Genomic DNA, 19,853 nt, shown 5'->3' on the forward strand with positions numbered 1-19,853 from the left:
GCCCCGGGGCGAACGCTCAAAGGTCATGATCTATGCGACCCCGTTCATTGCCATCGCTCTGACACTGCTGTTCGGGTCCGGGCTGTTCGCCCTGATGGGCCACGCCCCGCAAACCGCGCTCTATACCTTCTTCATCAAGCCGGTCAGTGATGTCTACGGAATGTCCGAGTTACTGGTGAAGGCCACACCCCTCATTCTTTGTGCAACCGGCCTCGCCATCGGCTTTCGGGCCAATGTCTGGAATATCGGTGCAGAAGGCCAGCTGATCGCCGGTGCCATTGCCGGTGGTGGCATGGCATTGCTGTTTCATGACAGCAACGGCTTCTGGCTGCTGCCGCTGATGATTGTAACCGGCATTGCCGGTGGCATGGCCTGGGCAGCCATTCCGGCCTTTCTGAAGACCCGGTTCAATGCCAATGAAATCCTGACCAGCCTGATGCTGACCTATGTCGCCACATTGCTGCTCAGCTATCTTGTGAACGGCCCCTATCGCGATCCGGACGGGTTCAATTTCCCGGAATCACGCATCTTCCATGATGCGGCCACCCTGCCGATTCTGTTCGAGGGGTCACGGGTCAGCATTTCGGCGATCATCGCCCTGTTTGTCGTGCTGGCAGCCTGGATGCTGTTAAGCCGCAGCCTGATCGGCTTCCAGATCCGGGTGATCGGCATGACGCCTTCAGCCGGGTCTTTCGCAGGGTTCAGCGCCAGGGGGATCATCTGGTTTACCCTACTGGTCAGCGGCGGGCTGGCCGGGCTGGCCGGTATTAGTGAAGTGGCCGGCCCTATTGGCCAGCTGCTGCCGGTCATCTCCCCCGGCTATGGCTTCACGGCGATTATTGTCGCCTTCCTGGGCCGCCTTCATCCGGTCGGGATCCTGTTTGCCGGGTTGCTGATGGCGCTCTCCTATATCGGAGGCGAAGCCGTACAGATCGACATGGGAATGCCGCTTGCCGTTACCGGTGTCTTTCAGGGGATGCTGCTGTTCTTCCTGTTAAGCGCCGACGTGCTGATCCGCTATCGCATCCGGCGGGTCGTCAGTCGCCCTGCCACCATGAAGGCCGCCGCAGAATGATCGACACAACCGCTGCCATTCTGCTGTCGATGATTGCCGCCGCGACGCCACTGGTGTTTGCCGCCACCGGCGAACTGGTGACCGAAAAATCTGGCGTTCTCAATCTCGGGGTTGAAGGCATGATGTTGCTGGGTGCCGTCTCCGGATTTGCCACAACGGTTGCCACCGGCAGCCCGGCCCTGGGCGTTGTCGCCGGGGCACTGGCCGGGATTGTAATGTCGCTGCTGTTTGCCTTCCTTACCCTGACCATGCTGGCCAATCAGGTGGCCTCCGGCCTTGCCCTGACCCTGTTCGGTGTCGGTCTCAGCGCCCTGATCGGACAGGATTTTGTCGGCACCCCCATGGACGCGCTGCCAAAACTGGCGATTCCGGTGATCAGCGACATCCCGCTGATTGGCCCTGTATTGTTCGGTCATGACCCGCTGGTCTATCTGTCTGTTGCCCTTGTCGGGGCGGTATACTGGTTCCTCAATCACAGTCGCGGCGGACTGGTTCTGCGCGCTGTTGGCGAGAACCATCATGCGGCCCATGCCATTGGCTACAATGTCATCGGCATCCGTTATCTCGCCGTCATGTTCGGCGGCGCCATGTCCGGTATCGGCGGAGCCTATCTGTCCCTTGCCTATACCCCGATGTGGATTGAAAACATGACCGCTGGCCGCGGCTGGATTGCCCTGGCGCTGGTCGTCTTCGCAACATGGAAACCGGGCTGGGTGCTGATCGGTGCCTATCTGTTCGGCGGCGTCACCATTGCCCAGTTGCATGTGCAGGGGCTGGGGGTCGATATTCCATCACAATTCCTGTCGATGCTGCCCTATCTTGCAACCATCGCCGTGCTGGTCATGATCTCGCGTGACAGCCTGCGAATCCGGTTGAATGCACCGGCCTGCATCGGCAAGGTCTTCCATCCGGACTCCTGAGGATGGAGCACAATGAAACACAACCCGAAACAGTGAGGTGATCATGATCAAGAAATTGCTGGGTACCGCCACCGCCGCCGCCCTTGCGGTCGGCCTGATGGCAACAACTGCCAGCGCGCAGACAAAAGTCGGCTTCATTTATGTTGGGCCGGTCGGGGATCACGGCTGGACCTATCGCCATGATCAGGGCCGTCTCGCCATTGAGAAGGAGTTTGGCGACAAGGTAAAAACCACCTTTGTTGAAAGTGTTTCCGAGGGTGCCGACGCAGAGCGTGTTATCCGCAAACTGGCACAGGAAGGTCATGACCTGATTTTCACAACCTCCTTCGGCTTCATGAACCCGACCCTGAAGGTCGCGAAACAGTTCCCTAAGGTGAAGTTCGAACATGCGACCGGCTACAAGCGGGATGCGAACGTCTCGACCTATGCTGCCCGCTTCTATGAAGGTCGCCATGTCGCCGGACTGCTTGCCGGCAAGGTTACGAAATCCAATGTCGTCGGCTATATCGCCTCCTTCCCGATTCCGGAAGTTGTCCGCGGCATCAATGCCTTCACCATGGCACTGCGCAGCGTTAAGCCGGAAGCTGAGGTCAAGGTTGTCTGGGTTAACACCTGGTACGATCCGGGCAAGGAAAGTGATGCTGCCAAGGCCCTGATTGATCAGGGTGCTGATGTCATTTCTCAGCATACGGACAGCCCGGCCCCGGTGCAGATCGCACAGGAACGTGGCGTCTGGGCCATCGGTCAGGCATCTGACATGAGCAAGTTCGCTCCGAAATCGCACATGACAGCGATCATCGATGTCTGGGATCATTATTATGTGGAGCGAACCCGTGCGGTCATCGACGGCACCTGGAAGTCACAGGATGTCTGGGACGGTCTGGACAAGGGCATGCTGGAAATGGCTCCTTACAACAAGGATCTGCCGGCTGACGCCATTGCAATGGCCGAACAGGCGGTTGCCGATATCAAGTCCGGCAAGCTCCACCCCTTCACGGGACCGATCAAGGACCAGTCAGGTAAAGTCGTGGTCAAAGCCGGTGAACGGCTTGACGACAAGGCTCTGCTGACGATGGACTGGTACGTCGAAGGCGTTCAGGGCAAGCTCCCGAAATAAGCTGTCCTTCAACTGAAAACAGAAACGCCCGTCGCATTGCGGCGGGCGTTTTTATATCCGGGGTGAAACTGCCTGAACGTTTCTAAAGAATCATCTGAGTTACACCGAGTTTATGTGCCTGCGCATGAGCATCAATCTTAGTCAGCGTTTCCGCCGCATGTTCCGGGTCAATCCAGACTGTAAAACGGGTTGTGAAAATCGCATCAACAGGTGACGAGGTAACCTCTGTCGTCATCCGGACCACAGCGACATCCAGAGAGCCCAGAAATGCGGTGAAGTCAGCCAGCAGGCCCCGTCGGTCAGTTCCGGCAATCGTCAGCAGAAAATTGACCCTGTTCTCTGCACCAAACTCTGTTCCAAAACCGTACTCATGCACTGATATCTGTGCATCAACCAGTTCCGGCATCACCAGAATGGCGGAATCAAATTCCCAGATTTCCCGGTCGCCTCCAACTGTTGCGACACAGGTAAACTCCGCTCCGTTGCCGAGAACGGCAAAGGATGTCGGGCCAAGATTTGCTCCCAGCCGAGAAAGCTTATCGGTGATTGACTGAACAAGTCCCGGACGGTTTCTGCAGAATATCGCAATGCGAAGATGCTTGTTCTTCAAACCGGGCGCCTCTCCAGTGAACTGTTCTGTGGCAGTCTGGCAGATCATCACACCGGACGCCATAGCAGAAGAACTGGCAGGCGATAAAGCCGTGGCATCGTCAAGCTGATTGAATTGCCTTTTTGTCTGCACTTATACTGAATGTCCGGGGTGTCATAATTGTGGCCCCGTCACTTCGTTTTTCCAGGGAGGGAATATAACGATGCTTAAACAGACAATTACGGCCGCTGTCGCAGGCCTGATGCTCACGGCCGCTGCGCAGGCGAAGGAAGTCAAGGTCGGGGTCGTACTGACCTACAGCGGGGGGGCTGCAGAACTTGGCGAACAAGTCGATCGCGGCATGGAACTTTATCTGAAGTCACATCCCGAAGCCTTCGACGGTCATACGGTTACACTCGTCAAACGGGATTCGAAACGCCCCGGCGGAGACATTGCCAAGAACGCGGTTCTTGAACTCATCACCCGCGAAAAGGTGGATATGCTGGCGGGCTTCATTTTTTCACCGAACGCCATGGCATCAGCACCGCTGGCAACACAGGGCAAAGTACCGATGATTGTGATGAATGCAGGCACTGCCTGGATTCCCAGCCTCTCGCCCTATATCGCCCGGGTGTCCTTCACCATGTGGCAGTCCGGCTATCCGATGGGTGATTACGCCTTCAACAAGATCGGCTGCAAAACAGCCGCCATTGGCTACAGCGACTATCCGCCGGGCAAGGACAGCCTCGCAGCCTTCCAGATGGGTTTTGAAAAAGCCGGCGGTAAAATCATCGATACAATTCCGATGGGCGGCCCGGGCGATGTGCCTGACTTCACGCCGTTCTTCCAGCGGGTCAAGGATGCCAAGCCGGGCTGTTTCTATGTCTTCGTGCCATCAGGTAACCACGCCACCGCTGTTGCCAAAACCTTCGCCAACCTCGACATGGCCGGTGCCGGCATCAAGCTGATTGGCCCGGGCGATATCACCCAGGACACCAAGTTGCAGGGCATGGGCGATGCGGCAGAAGGTCTGCTGACCATGCATCACTATTCCGCTGATTATGACACACCGATCAACAAGGCCTTCGTTGCTGCCTGGAAAGCAGCTTATGGCGCTGACACAACGCCTGACTTCATGGGCGTTGCGGGCTGGGACGGCATGGCGGCAATCGCCCATGCAATCAAGGCCCAGAAAGGCGATGTCTCTGCTGACGGCACCATGGCCGCCCTGAAGGGCTGGAAGTTCGACAGTCCCCGCGGTCCGATCATGATTGATCCGGAAACCCGTGACATCGTGCATAACGAAAACGTCCATCGCGTTGTGAAGAAAGATGGCCGCCTGATGATTGAAGTCATCGATACGATGGGACAGGTCAAGGATCCCTGCAAGGAACTCGGCGTCGGCAAATGCGCCAAGTAACAGCCTGACGTCAGCCGCCAGCCCCGGCTTCACTGGATCCGGGGCTGGCGGTTACCGACTATCATCACAGTGCCATCCTGACAGTGCGGGATGGTACTGCTTTTTATACCTTACAAAACAAAGCCTCCCGGAAGGACCTCCATGACGCATAGCCTGAAAGACAAACTCACCGCAGACGAACTGCTTGTTGCCCCCGGTGTCTTCGACATGATTTCTGCCAAGGTTGCCGACAGCATGGGCTTCGACTGCCTTTACATGACAGGCTATGGGGTTGTTGCCTCTTATCTGGGTCTGCCTGATGCCGGGCTTGCCACCTACAGTGACATGCTGAACCGGGTGGAAACCATCGCCGGCGGTACGAAAACACCTGTCATCGCTGATGGTGATACGGGCTATGGCGGTCTGCTGAATGTCGAACATACCGTCCGGGGATATGAAAAGGCCGGTGCCGCGGGCATTCAGCTTGAAGATCAGGAATTTCCGAAGAAATGCGGCCATACGCCGGGCCGCAAGGTTATCCCGCTTGAAGACATGATCCTGAAAATCCGCGTTGCCGCCGACACCCGTGACAGCAGCGACATGCTGATTGTCGCCCGCACCGACGCCCGCACCACACTGGGCCTCGACGAGGCATTGCGCCGGGCAGAAGCTTTCGCCAAGGCCGGTGCGGATGTGCTGTTCGTGGAATCGCCGGAATCCGAAGAGGAAATGCGCACCATCAACGAACGCTTTGACCTGCCAACCCTTGCCAACATGGTTGAAGGCGGGCGCACACCTGTCCTGTCAAAGCAGGCACTGGAGGAAATCGGCTACAGCATTGCCATTTTCCCGGCCACCGGTTTCCTTGCCGTCGGGGCAACACTGAAAGCCGCCTACGGCACGCTGAAGACCGAAGGCTCTACCGACAAGATCGAAACACCGCTGGAAAACTTCGAGGCTTTCAGCCGCCTGATGGGTTTCGAGCGGGTCTGGGATTTTGACAAAAAGTGGAGTCGCGAGCAGTAATCAGCACTGTTTGTGCCGGGCCGGGTTTTGATAAAAGTGTCACAGATCCACCACAAAGGTGGGCTGAAGCAGAGGGAATATTGAGATGGCTGGTGAATTCGATGCTGCCCATAAACGGTCGATAGAAAACCCGGAGGAGTTCTGGGGCGAAGTCGCCGCAGATATCCACTGGGACAAGCCCTGGGACCGGGTGCTTGATGACAGTGCAGCACCGATCTATCGCTGGTTTGCCGGGGCTGAACTGAACACCTGCTACAACGCACTGGACCGCCATGTCGACGACGGACGGGCGGATCAGGCGGCCCTCATCTATGACAGCCCGGTCACCGGCACTGTGCGAACCTACAGCTATCGTGAATTGCGCGACCTGACCGCTGCTTTTGCCGGTGGTCTTGCTGCAAAGGGCGTCTCCAAAGGTGATCGCGTCATCATTTACATGCCGATGGTTCCGGAAGCGGTTATCGCCATTCTGGCCTGCGCCCGCATCGGGGCTGTGCATTCTGTCGTCTTTGGCGGTTTCGCGGCGAATGAACTGGCCGTGCGTCTGAATGACTGCGCACCAAAGGCAATCATCTCCGGCTCCTGCGGGATCGAGCCCGGACGTGTCGTTGAATACAAGCCGCTGCTGGATCAGGCCATTGAGCTCGCAACCAGCAAGCCAGACTTCTGTGTCGTGCTGCAACGGGAACAAGCGACGGCAACGATGATTGAGGGCCGTGACCATGACTGGAACGATTTCATTACCAGTGCACCGCCCCATCCCTGCGTGCCGGTAAAGGCCACAGACCCGCTTTATATCCTCTACACCTCGGGCACGACGGGCCAGCCGAAGGGGATCGTCCGCGATAATGGCGGCCATGCGGTTGCGTTGAAATGGTCGATGAAGGCGGTCTATAATATCGAGCCTGGGGAAGTCTACTGGGCGGCCTCTGACATTGGCTGGGTTGTCGGTCATTCCTATATCATCTACGGCCCGCTGCTACAGGGGGCGACCTCGGTAATGTATGAAGGCAAACCGGTGGGCACACCGGATGCCGGTGCCTTCTGGCGGGTGATTGAACAGCATGGTGTCGTCACCATGTTCACCGCCCCCACTGCCTTCCGGGCGATCCGGCAGCAGGATCCGAAAGGCGAACTGCTGAAAAAGTATGACCTGTCGAAATTCCGGGTTCTGTTCCTCGCCGGTGAACGCTGTGATCCCGACACCCTCAAATGGGCAGAAGACACCCTGAAAGTGCCTGTCATCGACCACTGGTGGCAGACCGAAACCGGCTGGTCGATTGCCGCGAACTGCATCGGGATTGAACCCCTGCCGGTAAAACCCGGATCACCGACACGTGCCGTACCCGGCTGGGATATCAGCATCATGGACCCGGAAACCCATGAAACGCTGCCGCCGGGCCAGATTGGTGCCATCGTCGGCAAGCTTCCCATGCCGCCGTCCAGTGCGCCGACCATCTGGAATGCGCCGGAACGGTTTAATTCTGCCTATCTGGAAGCCTTCCCCGGATATTATGAAACCGGTGATGCCGGCATCATGGATGAAGACGGCTATATCTTTGTCATGGCCCGCACCGATGACATCATCAATGTGGCGGGTCACCGGCTGTCCACCGGCGGCATGGAAGAAGTTCTGGCCGAGCATCCTGATGTCGCGGAATGCGCGGTGATCGGGGTCAGCGACGACCTGAAGGGACAACTTCCCGTTGGCTTCATGGTATTGAGTGCCGGCACGGAAACACCGCATGAAACTGTCGTTGCCGATGTTGTGAAAATGGTCCGGCAGAAAATCGGCCCGGTCGCCGCCTTCAAGCATGCGGTTGTGATCAAGCGCCTGCCAAAAACCCGGTCGGGCAAAATCCTGAGAGCCATCATGGTCAAGATTGCCGACAATCAGGAATTCAAGACACCGGCAACCATTGACGACCCGGCAATCCTCGACGAAATCCGCGACGCCCTCAAAACCATCGGTTATGCCGGCGGCTGATCCGAACCTGAAATCGTCTGACCGGTCCATGTTCCGACTGGCTCAGAAGTCTGAAAGACTGACCCATGCTCGTCCGCAAGATAGGCGGTCCTGACTTCCTGCGCGACAATGCCCCCTGGCTGTCCGCCGGGCTGGTTCTCGCCTTTTCTTCCAGCTTCGGACAGACCTATTTCATCGCCCTGTTTGCAGAACCTCTGCAGGCAGAATTCAACCTGTCGCACGGCGAATGGGGCAGGCTTTATACCATTGCCACGCTTTGTTCGGCCGCCGCCCTGATACAGGTCGGACGACTGGCCGATGTCATGCGGGTACGGTCGCTGGCCCTGCTGGTCTACGCTGCATTCGTGGCCGTCTGCATTGCCATGGCCCATGTGCAGTCTGCGCTGATGCTGGGGCTGGTTATCTTCGGGCTGCGGTTCTGCGGTCAGGGCATGATGAGCCATATTTCCATGACGGCCATGGGTCGCTGGTTCGCACGCCGGCGGGGCAAGGCCGTCGCCTTCGCGGCCCTTGGCTACCCGCTCGGCGAAGCATTGTTTCCGTTCATTGCGGTCGCCCTGATTGCCGGGATCGGCTGGCGGCAGACCTGGCTGGCAGCGGCAGCCGCACTGGCGCTGATCCTGACCCCGCTGCTGATGTTCCTGTTGCGGCGGGAACGCATTCCCTCGTCAGATGCTGATGAGGCGGGGCTGGTTGCCGGCATTGGCGGACAGCACTGGACCAGACCGCAGGTCCTTCGCCACGCCGCCTACTGGGCGCTGATGCCCGGTGTGCTGGCCCCGCCCTTCATCTCGACGGCCCTGTTCTTTCATCAGGCGCATATCATCTCGATCAAAGGCTGGGATATCCTGACCTATGCCGCATCCTTTCCGTTGTTCTCCGGTGCCGGCATCACCGCCGCACTGGTCAGCGGTGTCCTCGTCGACCGCTATGGAACGCCAAGGCTGCTTCCTTTCTATCTGCTGCCGCTGGCCGGGGCTCTGCTGATTCTGGCGTCGATAGATGCAACCTGGGTCATGTTTCCCTATCTGATCCTGATTGGCCTGACCTCCGGAACCGCCTCGACCATCCTCGGTGCATTATGGGCCGAACTGTATGGCACACGAAATCTGGGTTCCATTCGCGCCATGGCCGTCGCCGGCATGGTTCTGGGAACCGCACTTGGCCCCGGCGTCACCGGCAGCCTGATCGACCTTGGCATCCATTTCAGCACGCAAAGCCTGGTAATGGCTGTTTATCTGGTTGTGGTCTCAATCGGGTTCGGGCGTCTGGCCGTGGTTGTCGAGCGTGAAATAACTCCGTTGCCCTGACCCTTAACCGAAAAGCTGTTGCCGCAGGTCAGCCCAGCCCTTTGACAACGCATCCCGGTGATCCGGAGCCGCCACCGCGATCAGGGCCGCAGCCTTCTCGTCAAAACCCAGCCCGCGAAGATCGGCCACACCATGTTCGGTGACAACGATCAGCGGATCACTTTTGACAACACCGACAGGCACACCCGGCGCAAGCGTCGGTATGATGCGGGACAGCCTACCACGGGCAGCCGTCGACCCAAGCGCCACAACAGGCCGCCCGCCCGGCGAGAATCCGGCCATCCGGATGAAATCGGTCAGACCGCCGGAGCTGCTGATGATCCGTCCGCCACGCGCTTCCGCATTCACCTGACCCAGCAGATCGACTTCCAGCGCCGAATTGATCGCGACAAAATTTTCCCGCCCCAGCAAGGCACCCGGTTCATGCGTCTCTGACACCGGAACCATATGGACCTTCGGGTTACGGTCAATCCAGCGCATCAGCGGCAGATCCCCGGCAACGATACCCGTTCTGACCACCCCCTCGCGATTTGCCAGCGCACCGGATGCTTCCAGATCCATCACAGCATCAGAAATCATGCCGCTATGGATGGTCAGGTCACGATGCTGCGCCAGGGCCTGAAACACCGCAGCCTGCATGGACCCGATACCCAGTTGCAACTGGTCACCGTTACGGACCAGTGATGCCACATGTCCGCCGATGGCCCGGGTTACTTCATTCGGTTCCGAAACCGGTAATGTGTGAACCGGCCCCGTCGCATCGACCAGCAGATCAAAACTGTCAGCCGGTGCCCAGGCGCTGCCGAAGGTGTGCGGCAGGTTGCGGTTGACCAGTCCGACCCGCCGTTTTGCCCTGCCATGTGCAGCGGGGCCAAAATCAGAACATCCGCCATAGCTGCAACGCCCCTGCTCGTCTGGTGGAGAGACATGCAGGAAGGCTGTGTCCAGCGGAGCTTCTGTCGCAAGATGCCGGTAGATCTGAGAGAATGACAAAGACAGCAACCGGGTTCGACCGCTCCGGATACCGTCATCCAGCGCCGGACCGGTGAAATAGGCCACATTCCGGGCCGACGGGTGCAATCCGGAATAATCGAATGCGTTGATACCAGCAATCCAGACGCCATAGATGGTCTTCTGCGCCAGCAATCCCGGATTTCTGACCAGATAATCCCGCAGCGCCGGTGATTCAGCCATGCTGCCGGGAAGATAGATATTCTCAGCCGCAGCAAATTCCGCATCCAGTGCGGACAGGGGAAGCAGGTCAGTCACAGGGTCAGATTGTCGACGGTTGTGGCAGCGGCAAATGGCCGTCTGTACGACGCATTTCAATGGAATAACTGAACTGATCCGCCGGATGCACATTGATGGACGCCATCAGCAGGCGGTCCGCAGCGTCATAATAACGCCGGGCAATCTGCAAAGCTGGCGACCCGCTGCGAATCCCCAGATGCTCTGCAATATCCGCCGGAACGGCCGTCGCACTGGTATCCTGTGTCACCCGTTCAATCGTCAGACCCAGCACTTCCTCGACAATTGCGAACCGGGAAGTCTCGGATGCTGCAATTTTGTCGAGATGCGGTTCCAGCACAACATTCAGATAGGTCCGGGTGTAACTGATGGCCCGGTCTGTCTGCAATTCCCGGCGAACAGACTGCAATATCAGCCAGCGTTCTCCCGGAGGGCATTCCAGCAGTTTTGAAAGTGTTTCATCGACAATGAAATCGCCCTGCTTCACCAGTTTTGCCCGGGTCCGGTTTGAATAACGCCGGATATCGTCAAGGCTCGACAGACTTTCGGCAAATCGCGCCGGCGGCGTTCTCGCAATGACCCGGGTGCCCGCCTTCTGGCGCCGACTGATCAGCCCGGCCGCTGACAGCATTCTCAGCGCTTCCCGGACCGTATGCCTGCTAATGGCAAATTCCTGACAGATTTCAATTTCAGTCGGTAAAGTTGACCCTACCGGATAGACCTCATTGGCGATACGCCCTGTCAGTTCGGTCGCGACCTTCTGATACAAGGGAGCTCGCCTGCTTACTGCAGCCGCCATAATTCTTCCTGTTCCGCCTCGCCTGCAGCGCCTCTGACGGGCGCTTGATAATTTGCCAGAATATCGGGATGAGCGGGTGTTGCAACCTGCGGCGGTCACGGTCTTGCACGGGGGCGACACTCTACCTATTTTGCCGGACCTTCGCAGGCTGCTGCACACAGCTTCTTTCAACAGACTTTCCGGCGGATCCTGATGCAAAAAGCAACTCTGATCGGGTTTTCCGCGATCCTCCTCTGGGGCGCGCTGGCGCTGTTTACCGCGGCAACCGCCGGTATTCCGCCATTTCAGTTGCTGGCCATGACCTTTGCCGTGGCCTTCCTTCTTGGGCTCGCACAATGGGCGCGAGCCGGGCAGAACCCGTTTCATCGCCTGGCTTTACCTGTGCCGGTCTGGCTGCTCGGCGTCGGAGGATTGTTCGGCTACCACTTTTTCTATTTCATGGCACTGAAGAATGCCCCGGTCATTGACGCCAGCCTGATTGCCTATCTGTGGCCTTTGCTGATTGTCGTCTTCTCGGCACTGCTGCCGGGGGAGACACTGAGATGGCATCATATTGCCGGCGCTGTCATGGGGCTCGCCGGGTCGGTGATTCTCATCATCCGTGATGAGGGACTGGCATTCGACAGCCGGTACAGCACCGGCTATCTGGCTGCCGCTGTCTGCGCGCTGACCTGGTCAGGCTATTCGGTTCTGAGCAGACGGTTCGGGCATATTCCGACCGATGCTGTCGGGGGCTTCTGCGCCGCGACTGCAATTCTTGCCACCCTGTGCCATCTCGTTTTTGAGGTAACAGTGGTTCCGTCTGGAACCGGACAATGGCTGGCCATTGTCGCGCTCGGCCTGGGGCCGGTCGGACTTGCCTTCTTCACCTGGGACTACGGGGTGAAAAAAGGCAATATCCGGGTGCTCGGAGCGGCAAGTTACTGTGCGCCGCTGCTGTCAACATTGCTGCTTGTTGTTTTTGGCGAAACTGAACTGACCTGGCGCATCAGTATCGCCTGCCTGCTCATTGTCGCCGGCGCGGTTCTGGCGGCGAAAGACATGTTTCGCCGCCAGACCTAATTACCCGATAATTTCAGCGTCAGAGTTTCTCGACGTTGACACCAACGGTGATCGCACCAATCGGCTTGCCAGACTCATCAACAATGGTCACGCTCGCCTGACTCTGGAAAGCCTTACTGGAGTCATCGAACTCCACTTCGTCGATGAACATCGCCCCGGCACCCTGACTGAAAGTCTTCTGCCACTTGGCTTCATCGCCCTGCATGTAATCTGACGTCATGTCGCTCTGGCCGACATTCAGCCCCTTGTTGTCCATGATGAACATTTCGGCGATCTTCCCGCCGGCTGCATCTTTCTTTGTTTTCAGGAGCTTTGACAGATCATTGCCCAGCACTGCGGCCGTCAGATCTCCGCCACCGGCTTTTGCTTCTGCCCGCCAGGTCTTGTCCAGCGTGTCAATATCTCCGTCGGAGATCGAAGCATGTTTCTCGTTCTGAGCCTTGATCGCAGAAATAACGGCCGGATCAGACAACCAGCCCATGATTTCCTGCTTCATGAATGTCTCGATCTCCGGCCGGAATTCATTTGCCGACGCTGTCAGCCCAAAACCTGCGACCGCTGTGAAAACCAGTGCCGCCATTGTTTTCCTAAACATTCCCATCTCCTTGTTTTGCCTCCTGGTGCCCGCAGAACGCGGTCTAACCACCCTGAGTAAAAACGAACCGGGCATTTTCCGGCAATTCGCAATCATACTTATCGTACAAGTACGTATCGAAATGAGCGGATGCATATGCGACCTTCCCAACCGTTTGGAAAAACAGACGCGGTCAGACGTCTTCGGGAGGGAATATGACTATCGGATCACGGATTTCACTGGGTTTTGGCGCGCTGGTACTGATGCTGGCAGCCGTTGGTTTCATTGGCTGGAGCGCCCTGAACTCTTTCAATAGCGGGGTTTCTTTCACCCAGCAGCTACAGGAAGTCGGACGCTATTTCGGCAATGCTGACCGCGCTGTCCGTAACTTCATCAACACTTCCGAAGATTCTTATCTCGACGAAGCTGACCGATATCTGCTGCAGGCGATCAACAGGCAGGAACAGATTGAAGTCGAAACCGATGAAGCCAGGGCACAGAAGAAAATTCTCGAAGACGGCCTGAAACTCTATCAGGAAAAAGTCACGACGATCCGGGAACTCAGCCAGCAGAACAGTAATGCCCGTCAGGCAATGTTGCAGAGCAGCACCAGAATTTCGGAAGACGCAGCCAGTCTTGTGGAAGCAGAAAATGATCTGTTCCGCAAATCCCTCGACAACCTGACCGCAGCCAACAAAATCCGCCTCTCTGCGAAAGGTCTGAAAGATGAGTCCGAGAAACTGCTCCGTGCCACACTGGCTGCACGGGTTGCACAGACAGAATATATCGAGACCAACCTTCCGTCGGCTGGTGAAAAAACTGCCGACAGCATCAAGGAAATGTTTCTCAGCGCCCTGCGCCTGAAAAAACTGTCGAGCGGACAGCCGGTTGAGGAAGCAGCGGCAAGCGTTGCCAGTCATGTTGCTAAATACCGTCAGGCTTTTGCCAGTCTGTCGACGGCTATTTCCGAAGGCGCAACCACCTATGAAATCGAACAGAATCTGATCAGCGAATCCGGCAAGGTCTCCTCTTTCACGCAAGCCTTTGCCAAGAATATCAGCAACAAGGCTGACGCCGCCGATCAGATCGCCGTGGTCGCACAGGGCGCTATCGAAGAAGCGTCTTTCCAGCTCTCGCTCACAATGCATGTTGTCGCAGAAGTAGAGCGGGCAAAAACAGCGCAGACAAAATTTCAGTATGCCGGAGACCCTGCTGAAGCAGAGAAAACCAAGGATGCCATTGGCAGCATTCTCGTGAGCGGTGAGAAAATGGCGGCGCTGGCCAAGAACTCCGCCGGAAACGACCTGATTACATCAATGATCACCGGAGCACGCTCCTATCTGACACAGTTTGAAGAATATGCTGTCGCCCGACAGTCCTACACCAATGTACGGGACGAATTGTTCGGACTGCAGGAAGACCTGACCATGCGGACCAACCTCGCTATCCTGACGGAAGTGAATCTGCTGGAAGGGCTTTTTGAATCAAGCTCCATGCTGATTGTTGCTGTCGCAATCGGCAGCATCATCGCCGGTATTGCATTTGCCTTCCTGATTGCGAGATCAATCACCCGGCCTGTCGGTGCCATGACAGGTGCCATGCAGGAACTGGCCGACGGCAATCTGGAAATCGATGTTCCCGGCAGCGATCGCAAGGATGAAATTGCTGCCATGGCGCGGACCGTACAGGTGTTCAAGGACAATTCGCTGCGTGTCCGTCAGCTTCAGGCAGATCAGAAAGCCCTGGAAGATCGGCAGAAAGCCGAACAGAAAAAGGCCCGGCTGGAAATGGCAGACGGGTTTGAGGCCAGTGTCAGCCACATTGTCCAGAGTGTCTCGGCCGCGGCAACCGAACTGCAGGCGACTGCGGAAGGCATGTCCCATTCTGCGGATCAGGCAACCCGTCAGTCGGATACTGTTGCCGGATCCGCCGAACAGGCAGCAGGTAATGTGAATACCGTGGCCGCGGCGGCAGAAGAACTGTCCAGCTCGATTGCTGAAATATCCCGGCAGGTTACTGAATCCAGCAACATGATCGAACAGGCAACCCGGGAAGCGGACGAAACCGATGCCAAAGTGAAGCAGCTCGACGCTGCGGCAGAAAAAATTGGCGCGGTTGTGGCTCTCATCACCGATATCGCAGAGCAGACCAACCTTCTTGCCCTGAACGCAACGATTGAAGCCGCACGCGCCGGTGATGCCGGAAAAGGCTTTGCGGTCGTCGCAAACGAGGTCAAGAACCTCGCCAGCCAGACAGGAAAGGCGACCGAGGAAATCAGCCAGCAGATCGCGGCGATACAGGCAGAAACCCGCGATACCGTCGACGCCATTGCCCGTATTGCCAATATGGTCCAGCGCGTCAACGAAGTCGGGGCGACAATTGCTGCCGCCGTGGAAGAACAGGGTGCTGCAACCCAGGAAATTGCCCGCAACACCCAGGAAGCAGCAACCGGGACAACCAGCGTCACGGAAAGTATTGGCGCTGTCAGTCAGGCAATTGGTGAAACCGGAACGGCCTCAACAAGCGTTCTCACCGCAGCCAGCGACCTGTCTACACAGTCAGAGAAGCTCAATTCGGAGATCAACCGCTTCCTCGCACAGGTCAGAAGCGGCGACTGACCGGAGCAAACTGTCTGCGGCAGGCCATCATGTCAGATCCTGACAGAGTGATGACCTGCCGCAGACATAATCTCCTTATCCTTCCGGGCACACGCACAATTCATCTGCACAGACATTCTGTGACAACCGGATGCAGCGACTGTCTCCGGTCTTTGCATCACAGGGTTTTATAGGTTGAAATCAGGGTCCCCTTCGGTCGACATTTGATCCGATCGTTTCACTGGAGAAACCTGATGAGTCAGTTAGCAATACCCTGCGTCATGATGCGAGGCGGCACGTCCCGCGGGCCTTATTTCCTGAAATCCGACCTCCCTGAGGCACAGGCCGCTCTCGACCGCACCCTGCTCGCAGCAATGGGATCCCCCGACACACGTCAGACCAACGGGATTGGTGGCGGCACGACGCTGACCAGCAAGGTCGCGATTATCTCGCCGGCAGAACAGGACGACGTTCAGGTCGATTACCTGTTTGCCCAGGTTGCACTCGACCAGCCTTTTGTTGATTACAGCCCCTCCTGCGGAAATATGCTGGCCGGTGTCGGACCCTATGCCATCGAGCAGGGACTGGTTCCCGCCACGGATGGTGAAACGCGGGTAATGATCCGCAACGTCAACACAAATTCGCGGATTGAAGCTGTCGTTCAGACGCCCGGAGGAAAAGTGACTTATGATGGCGATACCGCAATTGACGGGGTTCCGGGAACCGCCGCTCCTGTGGTGCTGAACTTTATGGATGTGGTTGGCTCAAAGACCGGGAAGCTGTTCCCGACAGGTAATCCGAAAGACCGTATCGGCGGCATAGATGTTACCTGCATCGACGTTGCCATGCCGATGGTTCTCGCAACTGCAGAATCCATGGGCAAGACCGGATATGAAAGTCATCTGGAACTGGATGCAGACCGGGACTTCTTCAAACGTCTGGAAGACATTCGTCTTGAAGCCGGTGAACGGATGGGATTTGGAGATGTCTCCGGCAAGGTCCTGCCAAAATTCGGGATTGTCGCCCCGCCCCGCAATGGCGGGACTGTCGCGTCGCGATACTTTGTCCCGACACAGACCCATGCAGCCTTCGCCGTTACCGGGTCAATCTGCGTCGGCAGTTGCTGTGTTATCCCCGGCACGATCGCTGACGGCATTGCACGGGTTGAACGGCTGCCGCGTGAAACGATTGAGATTGAGCATCCCACCGGGTCTCTCAAGACCGTTCTGGAAGTTGACCGCACGGGCGATGGTTTCAATCTGCTGAAGGCCGGAACCCTGCGCACAACCCGCAGGTTGTTTGCCGGTGAAATATATGTGCCTCACAGCGTACTGACCGGCTGATACCATCCCCGGGAACAGCCCCCCGGAAACGGTATCAGCCTACCGGTCAGATTTTTTCAACGGCGCTGATGAAATTCTTGATCGAATTCTGAAGCTGATCGTTCTGGCGTCCCAGGTCAGAAACCGCATTTTCCTGATTATGCGCCACAACATCAGTTTCGTTCGCCGAACTGGCAACCGACCCCATCAGAGTTGATATCTCGCTGGTGCTTGCAGCGGCCTGCTCGACATTCCGGGCAATCTCGGCCGTGGCCGCACCCTGTTCTTCGATCGCCGCAGAAACAGCCGTCGCCAGTTCATCAATCTGGCGAATTGTCTCCCGGAACCCCCGGATCGATTCCGCTGTCACGCTGGTTTCATTCTGGATCTCGTCAATCTTCGACTTGATCTCATCCGTGGCACGCGCCGTCTGGTTCGCAAGGTTTTTCACTTCCGACGCAACAACGGCAAACCCTTTGCCTGCCTCACCGGCCCGGGCCGCTTCAATGGTCGCATTCAGGGCCAGCAGGTTGGTTTGTTCCGCAATATCCTGAATAAGGGTAACCACCTGTCCGACCTGCTCGGCCGCCGAACTCAGCGACGTGACACGTGTATTTGTGGACTCCGCATCTTCAACAGCCTGCCGGGAGACGGAAGCAGCCCGGGAAATCTGGTTGGAGATTTCTGAAATCGAGGCTGTCAGCTCAGTCGATGCCGACGCAACGGTCTGAATATTGGCAGAAGCTTCAACAGCTCCAGCCGAGACATCCTGCGCCTGCTGGCCGGTTTGCGCTGCATTCGACAACAGGGTCCCAACAGAAGACAACACGATCTGCAATGCCGACTGAACACTGCCGGACAGTTCCTCGGCCTCGCTGCTAAACTTCTTCGTCAGTTCAGCAAGCTGACGCTGACGTTCTGCCTCAACACGTTGTTTCTCTTCTTCCAGTGCATGCAGTTTGACCCGTTCTCTGGCGTTCTCCTGGAAGACCAGAACAGCCGCAGCCATTGAACCAATCTCATCCCGGCGGTCACCGCCACTAACCGAAACATCGAGATTACCGTCCGCCAGTTCACTCATGGTATCGGTCATGCCGGTAATCGGCCGGGCAATCAGCCGGGTCAGCATGAAGGCAAGACCAAGCGCCGAGACAAAAAGCACCAACACACCAAGGATCAACGTGATCTTGGTCTGCTCAATCGCGCCGGTGACAGCCATTGCGGCATCACTGATCTCGTCTGCCAGAATACCCTGCACTTTTTCCTGCGCCATATTGAACTGAGCGACGACCTTCTCCGGCTCTTTCGTCACTTCTGTGACGCGGGCTTCGGTCACTGTCTCGAAATGACGCATCAGCTGCAACTGCGGGGATACGAATGCAGTATCATAATTCCCGGACAGTGCGATGGCTTCTTCAACCGCCTGCTCCAGATTCGCCGGCAGATGAGGATTGCCTTTCATGCCGTTCAGGGCAGAGGTCAGGCTGGCCATGCTTTCCCGCGCTTTGGTGACTTGGGCAACGGCGCTCCGGTCACCTGTAATCAGGTAGAACAGAACAGCTTCACGGCGCTTGTTGAAGGCTCTTTCATATTGCGTAAAGGACGTATTTGCCTGCCATACAGCGTTCAGGCGTTCCTCTGCCGCGCCAATACGCAGCACCTGAAGTATCGTCATTGCAGCCATGATAATCGTTACGACAATCAACAGCGCGAACGCAATTAACAGCTTCGTCGGTATCTTGATATTTTGCGTAAATCCGAACATCAGCGTCTCTCCGTTTCTCTTATCGGGCGTTCTTCAGACGCTCCAGCTCCGTTAGGTTCACCTCAAACGTGGCCACCCCCAGCTTCTCACCTTCGCGCGAAAGCGTCAGGCTGACCTGCGTACGCCACGTCTTGAAATCTTCATTGAATTCAGGCTCATCAATAAAAACCGCATCCGGCCCAACCGGGAAGGTTTTCAGGAACTTCGCCTCATCGCCCTGCCAGTAGTCTGACGTGACCGCACCCTGCCCCACATTGAGACCATTACGGTCCATCACAAAAACTTCGGAAAACAGCCCCTGATGCTGGGCCTGCTGCAATGTAAGGAAGGTCGACAGCGGTGCCGACATGACACTTGCGATCAGTGGCTGGTCATCTGACTTCGTTTCAGCCCGCCATTGCTTGTCGAGTTTCAGAATGGCTGCCTCATCAAGGTCTCCGTAAATGTTATTCTGTGCCTTTACAGAAATCACAACGATAGGGTGATCCAGAGTGCTTCGGATTTTGGCGAGTACTGACTCGTCAATCAGATCCAGAGAAGGCGAGTTAGCGTACGCAACCGCCCCCAAAATAAAATACCAGAACGAAACAACAGCGATAGTCAACTTCATAGCTTTTCCCCACCACATACAAATCCCTTACTCTAATGCCATAAATAAATAAAACAGCATTAAAATATTTGATGGCGGGGTTATGCCTATTACCTGACCGTCACTCAATAAGTGTTTACCACAACGACCCTCACCAACATTCCGATGCGGGCTTGCAGTCACCAGCATCGGACGTGAAGATTGGTGATCGACAAGCCAGAATCGGAAGCCATGAAAATCAGAGAAATCAACCGTTCCGCCAGCCCCCGCGCTGGACAGAAAACCTTCCGGACCCGGCCATCCGCCCGCCATTTCCCGAGAACTGTTTTCCACCCGTGACGAACCAGCTTCCTCATCGCAGCAAATTGCTCGCGGATTTACCGACAGGTTCTGGTGCTGCCGTTCTCGCACGCGGTCGAGCCAGCGCATCACAGTACCCGGTCGAATATTCTGCCTTCAATACGCATTATGCGG

At 56.9% G+C, this 19,853-nt stretch carries 17 protein-coding genes; 10 read left to right on the plus strand and 7 right to left on the minus strand.

The genetic code is table 11. The features are described 5' to 3' along the window. The first annotated feature begins 25 nt into the window (after positions 1-25). Genes GH722_01955 through GH722_01965 form a run of 3 tightly spaced genes read left to right on the plus strand, consistent with a single transcriptional unit; the run spans position 26 to position 3,112 of the window. Positions 26-1,075: an ABC transporter permease gene (locus GH722_01955; GenBank protein ID MRG70519.1), complete on the plus strand. Its 1,050-nt coding sequence runs from the start codon at positions 26-28 to the stop codon at positions 1,073-1,075. Further along, positions 1,072-1,995 (plus strand): ABC transporter permease, encoded by a 924-nt coding sequence (locus tag GH722_01960; protein MRG70520.1) that lies wholly within the window; start codon positions 1,072-1,074, stop codon positions 1,993-1,995. The genes GH722_01955 and GH722_01960 overlap by 4 nt, the downstream gene beginning before the upstream one ends. Before the next feature lie 43 nt (positions 1,996-2,038). Beyond that, a complete protein-coding gene (locus GH722_01965; protein ID MRG70521.1) occupies positions 2,039-3,112 on the plus strand; it encodes a BMP family ABC transporter substrate-binding protein in 1,074 nt (357 codons plus the stop codon). A gap of 82 nt (positions 3,113-3,194) precedes the next feature. Here the strand turns inward: GH722_01965 and GH722_01970 are convergent, their stop codons facing one another. Further along, positions 3,195-3,722 carry a hypothetical protein gene (locus GH722_01970; protein MRG70522.1) on the minus strand — a complete coding sequence of 176 codons (528 nt, stop codon included), beginning with the start codon at positions 3,720-3,722 and terminating at the stop codon, positions 3,195-3,197. 202 nt (positions 3,723-3,924) lie between these two features. On the opposite strand from GH722_01970, the gene GH722_01975 reads away from it, so the two are divergent. The 4 genes from GH722_01975 (at position 3,925) to GH722_01990 (ending at position 9,423) form a co-directional block, all read left to right on the plus strand. After that, positions 3,925-5,121 carry an ABC transporter substrate-binding protein gene (locus tag GH722_01975; GenBank protein ID MRG70523.1) on the plus strand — a complete coding sequence of 399 codons (1,197 nt, stop codon included), beginning with the start codon at positions 3,925-3,927 and terminating at the stop codon, positions 5,119-5,121. A gap of 141 nt (positions 5,122-5,262) precedes the next feature. Next, positions 5,263-6,126: a carboxyvinyl-carboxyphosphonate phosphorylmutase gene (locus tag GH722_01980; GenBank protein ID MRG70524.1), complete on the plus strand. Its 864-nt coding sequence runs from the start codon at positions 5,263-5,265 to the stop codon at positions 6,124-6,126. A gap of 85 nt (positions 6,127-6,211) precedes the next feature. Beyond that, on the plus strand, positions 6,212-8,113 hold the full coding sequence (locus GH722_01985; protein MRG70525.1) for an AMP-binding protein: 1,902 nt from the start codon (positions 6,212-6,214) through the stop codon (positions 8,111-8,113). Positions 8,114-8,178: 65 nt separating this feature from the next. After that, the gene (locus tag GH722_01990) at positions 8,179-9,423 is read left to right on the plus strand and encodes an MFS transporter (GenBank protein ID MRG70526.1); all 1,245 of its coding nucleotides are present in this window, start codon (positions 8,179-8,181) and stop codon (positions 9,421-9,423) included. A 3-nt stretch (positions 9,424-9,426) separates the two neighbouring features. Here the strand turns inward: GH722_01990 and GH722_01995 are convergent, their stop codons facing one another. Then, positions 9,427-10,785 (minus strand): acetyl-CoA hydrolase, encoded by a 1,359-nt coding sequence (locus GH722_01995; protein ID MRG70527.1) that lies wholly within the window; start codon positions 10,783-10,785, stop codon positions 9,427-9,429. After that, positions 10,697-11,470, minus strand: a complete 774-nt coding sequence (locus GH722_02000; protein ID MRG70528.1) for a UTRA domain-containing protein — start codon at positions 11,468-11,470, stop codon at positions 10,697-10,699. The genes GH722_01995 and GH722_02000 overlap by 89 nt, the downstream gene beginning before the upstream one ends. 192 nt (positions 11,471-11,662) lie before the next feature. On the opposite strand from GH722_02000, the gene GH722_02005 reads away from it, so the two are divergent. Continuing rightward, the gene (locus GH722_02005) at positions 11,663-12,532 is read left to right on the plus strand and encodes an EamA family transporter (GenBank protein ID MRG70529.1); all 870 of its coding nucleotides are present in this window, start codon (positions 11,663-11,665) and stop codon (positions 12,530-12,532) included. A 19-nt stretch (positions 12,533-12,551) separates the two neighbouring features. Here GH722_02005 and GH722_02010 read toward each other — a convergent pair whose 3' ends face one another. Next, positions 12,552-13,133 (minus strand): hypothetical protein, encoded by a 582-nt coding sequence (locus GH722_02010; protein MRG70530.1) that lies wholly within the window; start codon positions 13,131-13,133, stop codon positions 12,552-12,554. Between the two features lie 188 nt (positions 13,134-13,321). Here GH722_02010 and GH722_02015 point away from each other — a divergent pair, with 188 nt between their 5' ends. Together GH722_02015 and GH722_02020 are read left to right on the plus strand one after the other, a co-directional pair. Continuing rightward, the gene (locus GH722_02015; GenBank protein ID MRG70531.1) at positions 13,322-15,724 is read left to right on the plus strand and encodes a HAMP domain-containing protein; all 2,403 of its coding nucleotides are present in this window, start codon (positions 13,322-13,324) and stop codon (positions 15,722-15,724) included. A gap of 233 nt (positions 15,725-15,957) precedes the next feature. Next, on the plus strand, positions 15,958-17,046 hold the full coding sequence (locus GH722_02020) for a 4-oxalomesaconate tautomerase (protein ID MRG70532.1): 1,089 nt from the start codon (positions 15,958-15,960) through the stop codon (positions 17,044-17,046). 46 nt (positions 17,047-17,092) lie between these two features. Here GH722_02020 and GH722_02025 read toward each other — a convergent pair whose 3' ends face one another. Genes GH722_02025 through GH722_02035 form a run of 3 tightly spaced genes read right to left on the minus strand, consistent with a single transcriptional unit; the run spans position 17,093 to position 19,808 of the window. Beyond that, the gene (locus GH722_02025; GenBank protein MRG70533.1) at positions 17,093-18,790 is read right to left on the minus strand and encodes a HAMP domain-containing protein; all 1,698 of its coding nucleotides are present in this window, start codon (positions 18,788-18,790) and stop codon (positions 17,093-17,095) included. 19 nt (positions 18,791-18,809) lie between these two features. Then, entirely contained in the window at positions 18,810-19,400 is a 591-nt protein-coding gene (locus GH722_02030) for a hypothetical protein (protein ID MRG70534.1), read from the minus strand. Between the two features lie 27 nt (positions 19,401-19,427). Further along, on the minus strand, positions 19,428-19,808 hold the full coding sequence (locus GH722_02035; GenBank protein ID MRG70535.1) for a hypothetical protein: 381 nt from the start codon (positions 19,806-19,808) through the stop codon (positions 19,428-19,430). Positions 19,809-19,853 lie beyond the last annotated feature (45 nt).

The sequence above is a fragment of the Alphaproteobacteria bacterium HT1-32 genome (genome assembly GCA_009649675.1).
Lineage (GTDB): Bacteria > Pseudomonadota > Alphaproteobacteria > Rhodospirillales > HT1-32 > HT1-32.

Bases quoted from the DNA above. Each gene is read 5' to 3' on its own strand.
- GH722_02035 (MRG70535.1), bottom strand. From the start codon at position 19,808: ATGCGCTGGCTCGACCGCGTGCGAGAACGGCAGCACCAGAACCTGTCG.
- GH722_02000 (MRG70528.1), bottom strand. From the start codon at position 11,470: ATGGCGGCTGCAGTAAGCAGGCGAGCTCCCTTGTATCAGAAGGTCGCG.
- GH722_02025 (MRG70533.1), bottom strand. From the start codon at position 18,790: ATGTTCGGATTTACGCAAAATATCAAGATACCGACGAAGCTGTTAATT.
- GH722_01985 (MRG70525.1), top strand. From the start codon at position 6,212: ATGGCTGGTGAATTCGATGCTGCCCATAAACGGTCGATAGAAAACCCG.
- GH722_02010 (MRG70530.1), bottom strand. From the start codon at position 13,133: ATGGGAATGTTTAGGAAAACAATGGCGGCACTGGTTTTCACAGCGGTC.
- GH722_02020 (MRG70532.1), top strand. From the start codon at position 15,958: ATGAGTCAGTTAGCAATACCCTGCGTCATGATGCGAGGCGGCACGTCC.
- GH722_02005 (MRG70529.1), top strand. From the start codon at position 11,663: ATGCAAAAAGCAACTCTGATCGGGTTTTCCGCGATCCTCCTCTGGGGC.
- GH722_01980 (MRG70524.1), top strand. From the start codon at position 5,263: ATGACGCATAGCCTGAAAGACAAACTCACCGCAGACGAACTGCTTGTT.
- GH722_01990 (MRG70526.1), top strand. From the start codon at position 8,179: ATGCTCGTCCGCAAGATAGGCGGTCCTGACTTCCTGCGCGACAATGCC.
- GH722_01975 (MRG70523.1), top strand. From the start codon at position 3,925: ATGCTTAAACAGACAATTACGGCCGCTGTCGCAGGCCTGATGCTCACG.
- GH722_02030 (MRG70534.1), bottom strand. From the start codon at position 19,400: ATGAAGTTGACTATCGCTGTTGTTTCGTTCTGGTATTTTATTTTGGGG.
- GH722_02015 (MRG70531.1), top strand. From the start codon at position 13,322: ATGACTATCGGATCACGGATTTCACTGGGTTTTGGCGCGCTGGTACTG.
- GH722_01960 (MRG70520.1), top strand. From the start codon at position 1,072: ATGATCGACACAACCGCTGCCATTCTGCTGTCGATGATTGCCGCCGCG.
- GH722_01965 (MRG70521.1), top strand. From the start codon at position 2,039: ATGATCAAGAAATTGCTGGGTACCGCCACCGCCGCCGCCCTTGCGGTC.
- GH722_01955 (MRG70519.1), top strand. From the start codon at position 26: ATGATCTATGCGACCCCGTTCATTGCCATCGCTCTGACACTGCTGTTC.
- GH722_01995 (MRG70527.1), bottom strand. From the start codon at position 10,785: ATGTGCATCCGGCGGATCAGTTCAGTTATTCCATTGAAATGCGTCGTA.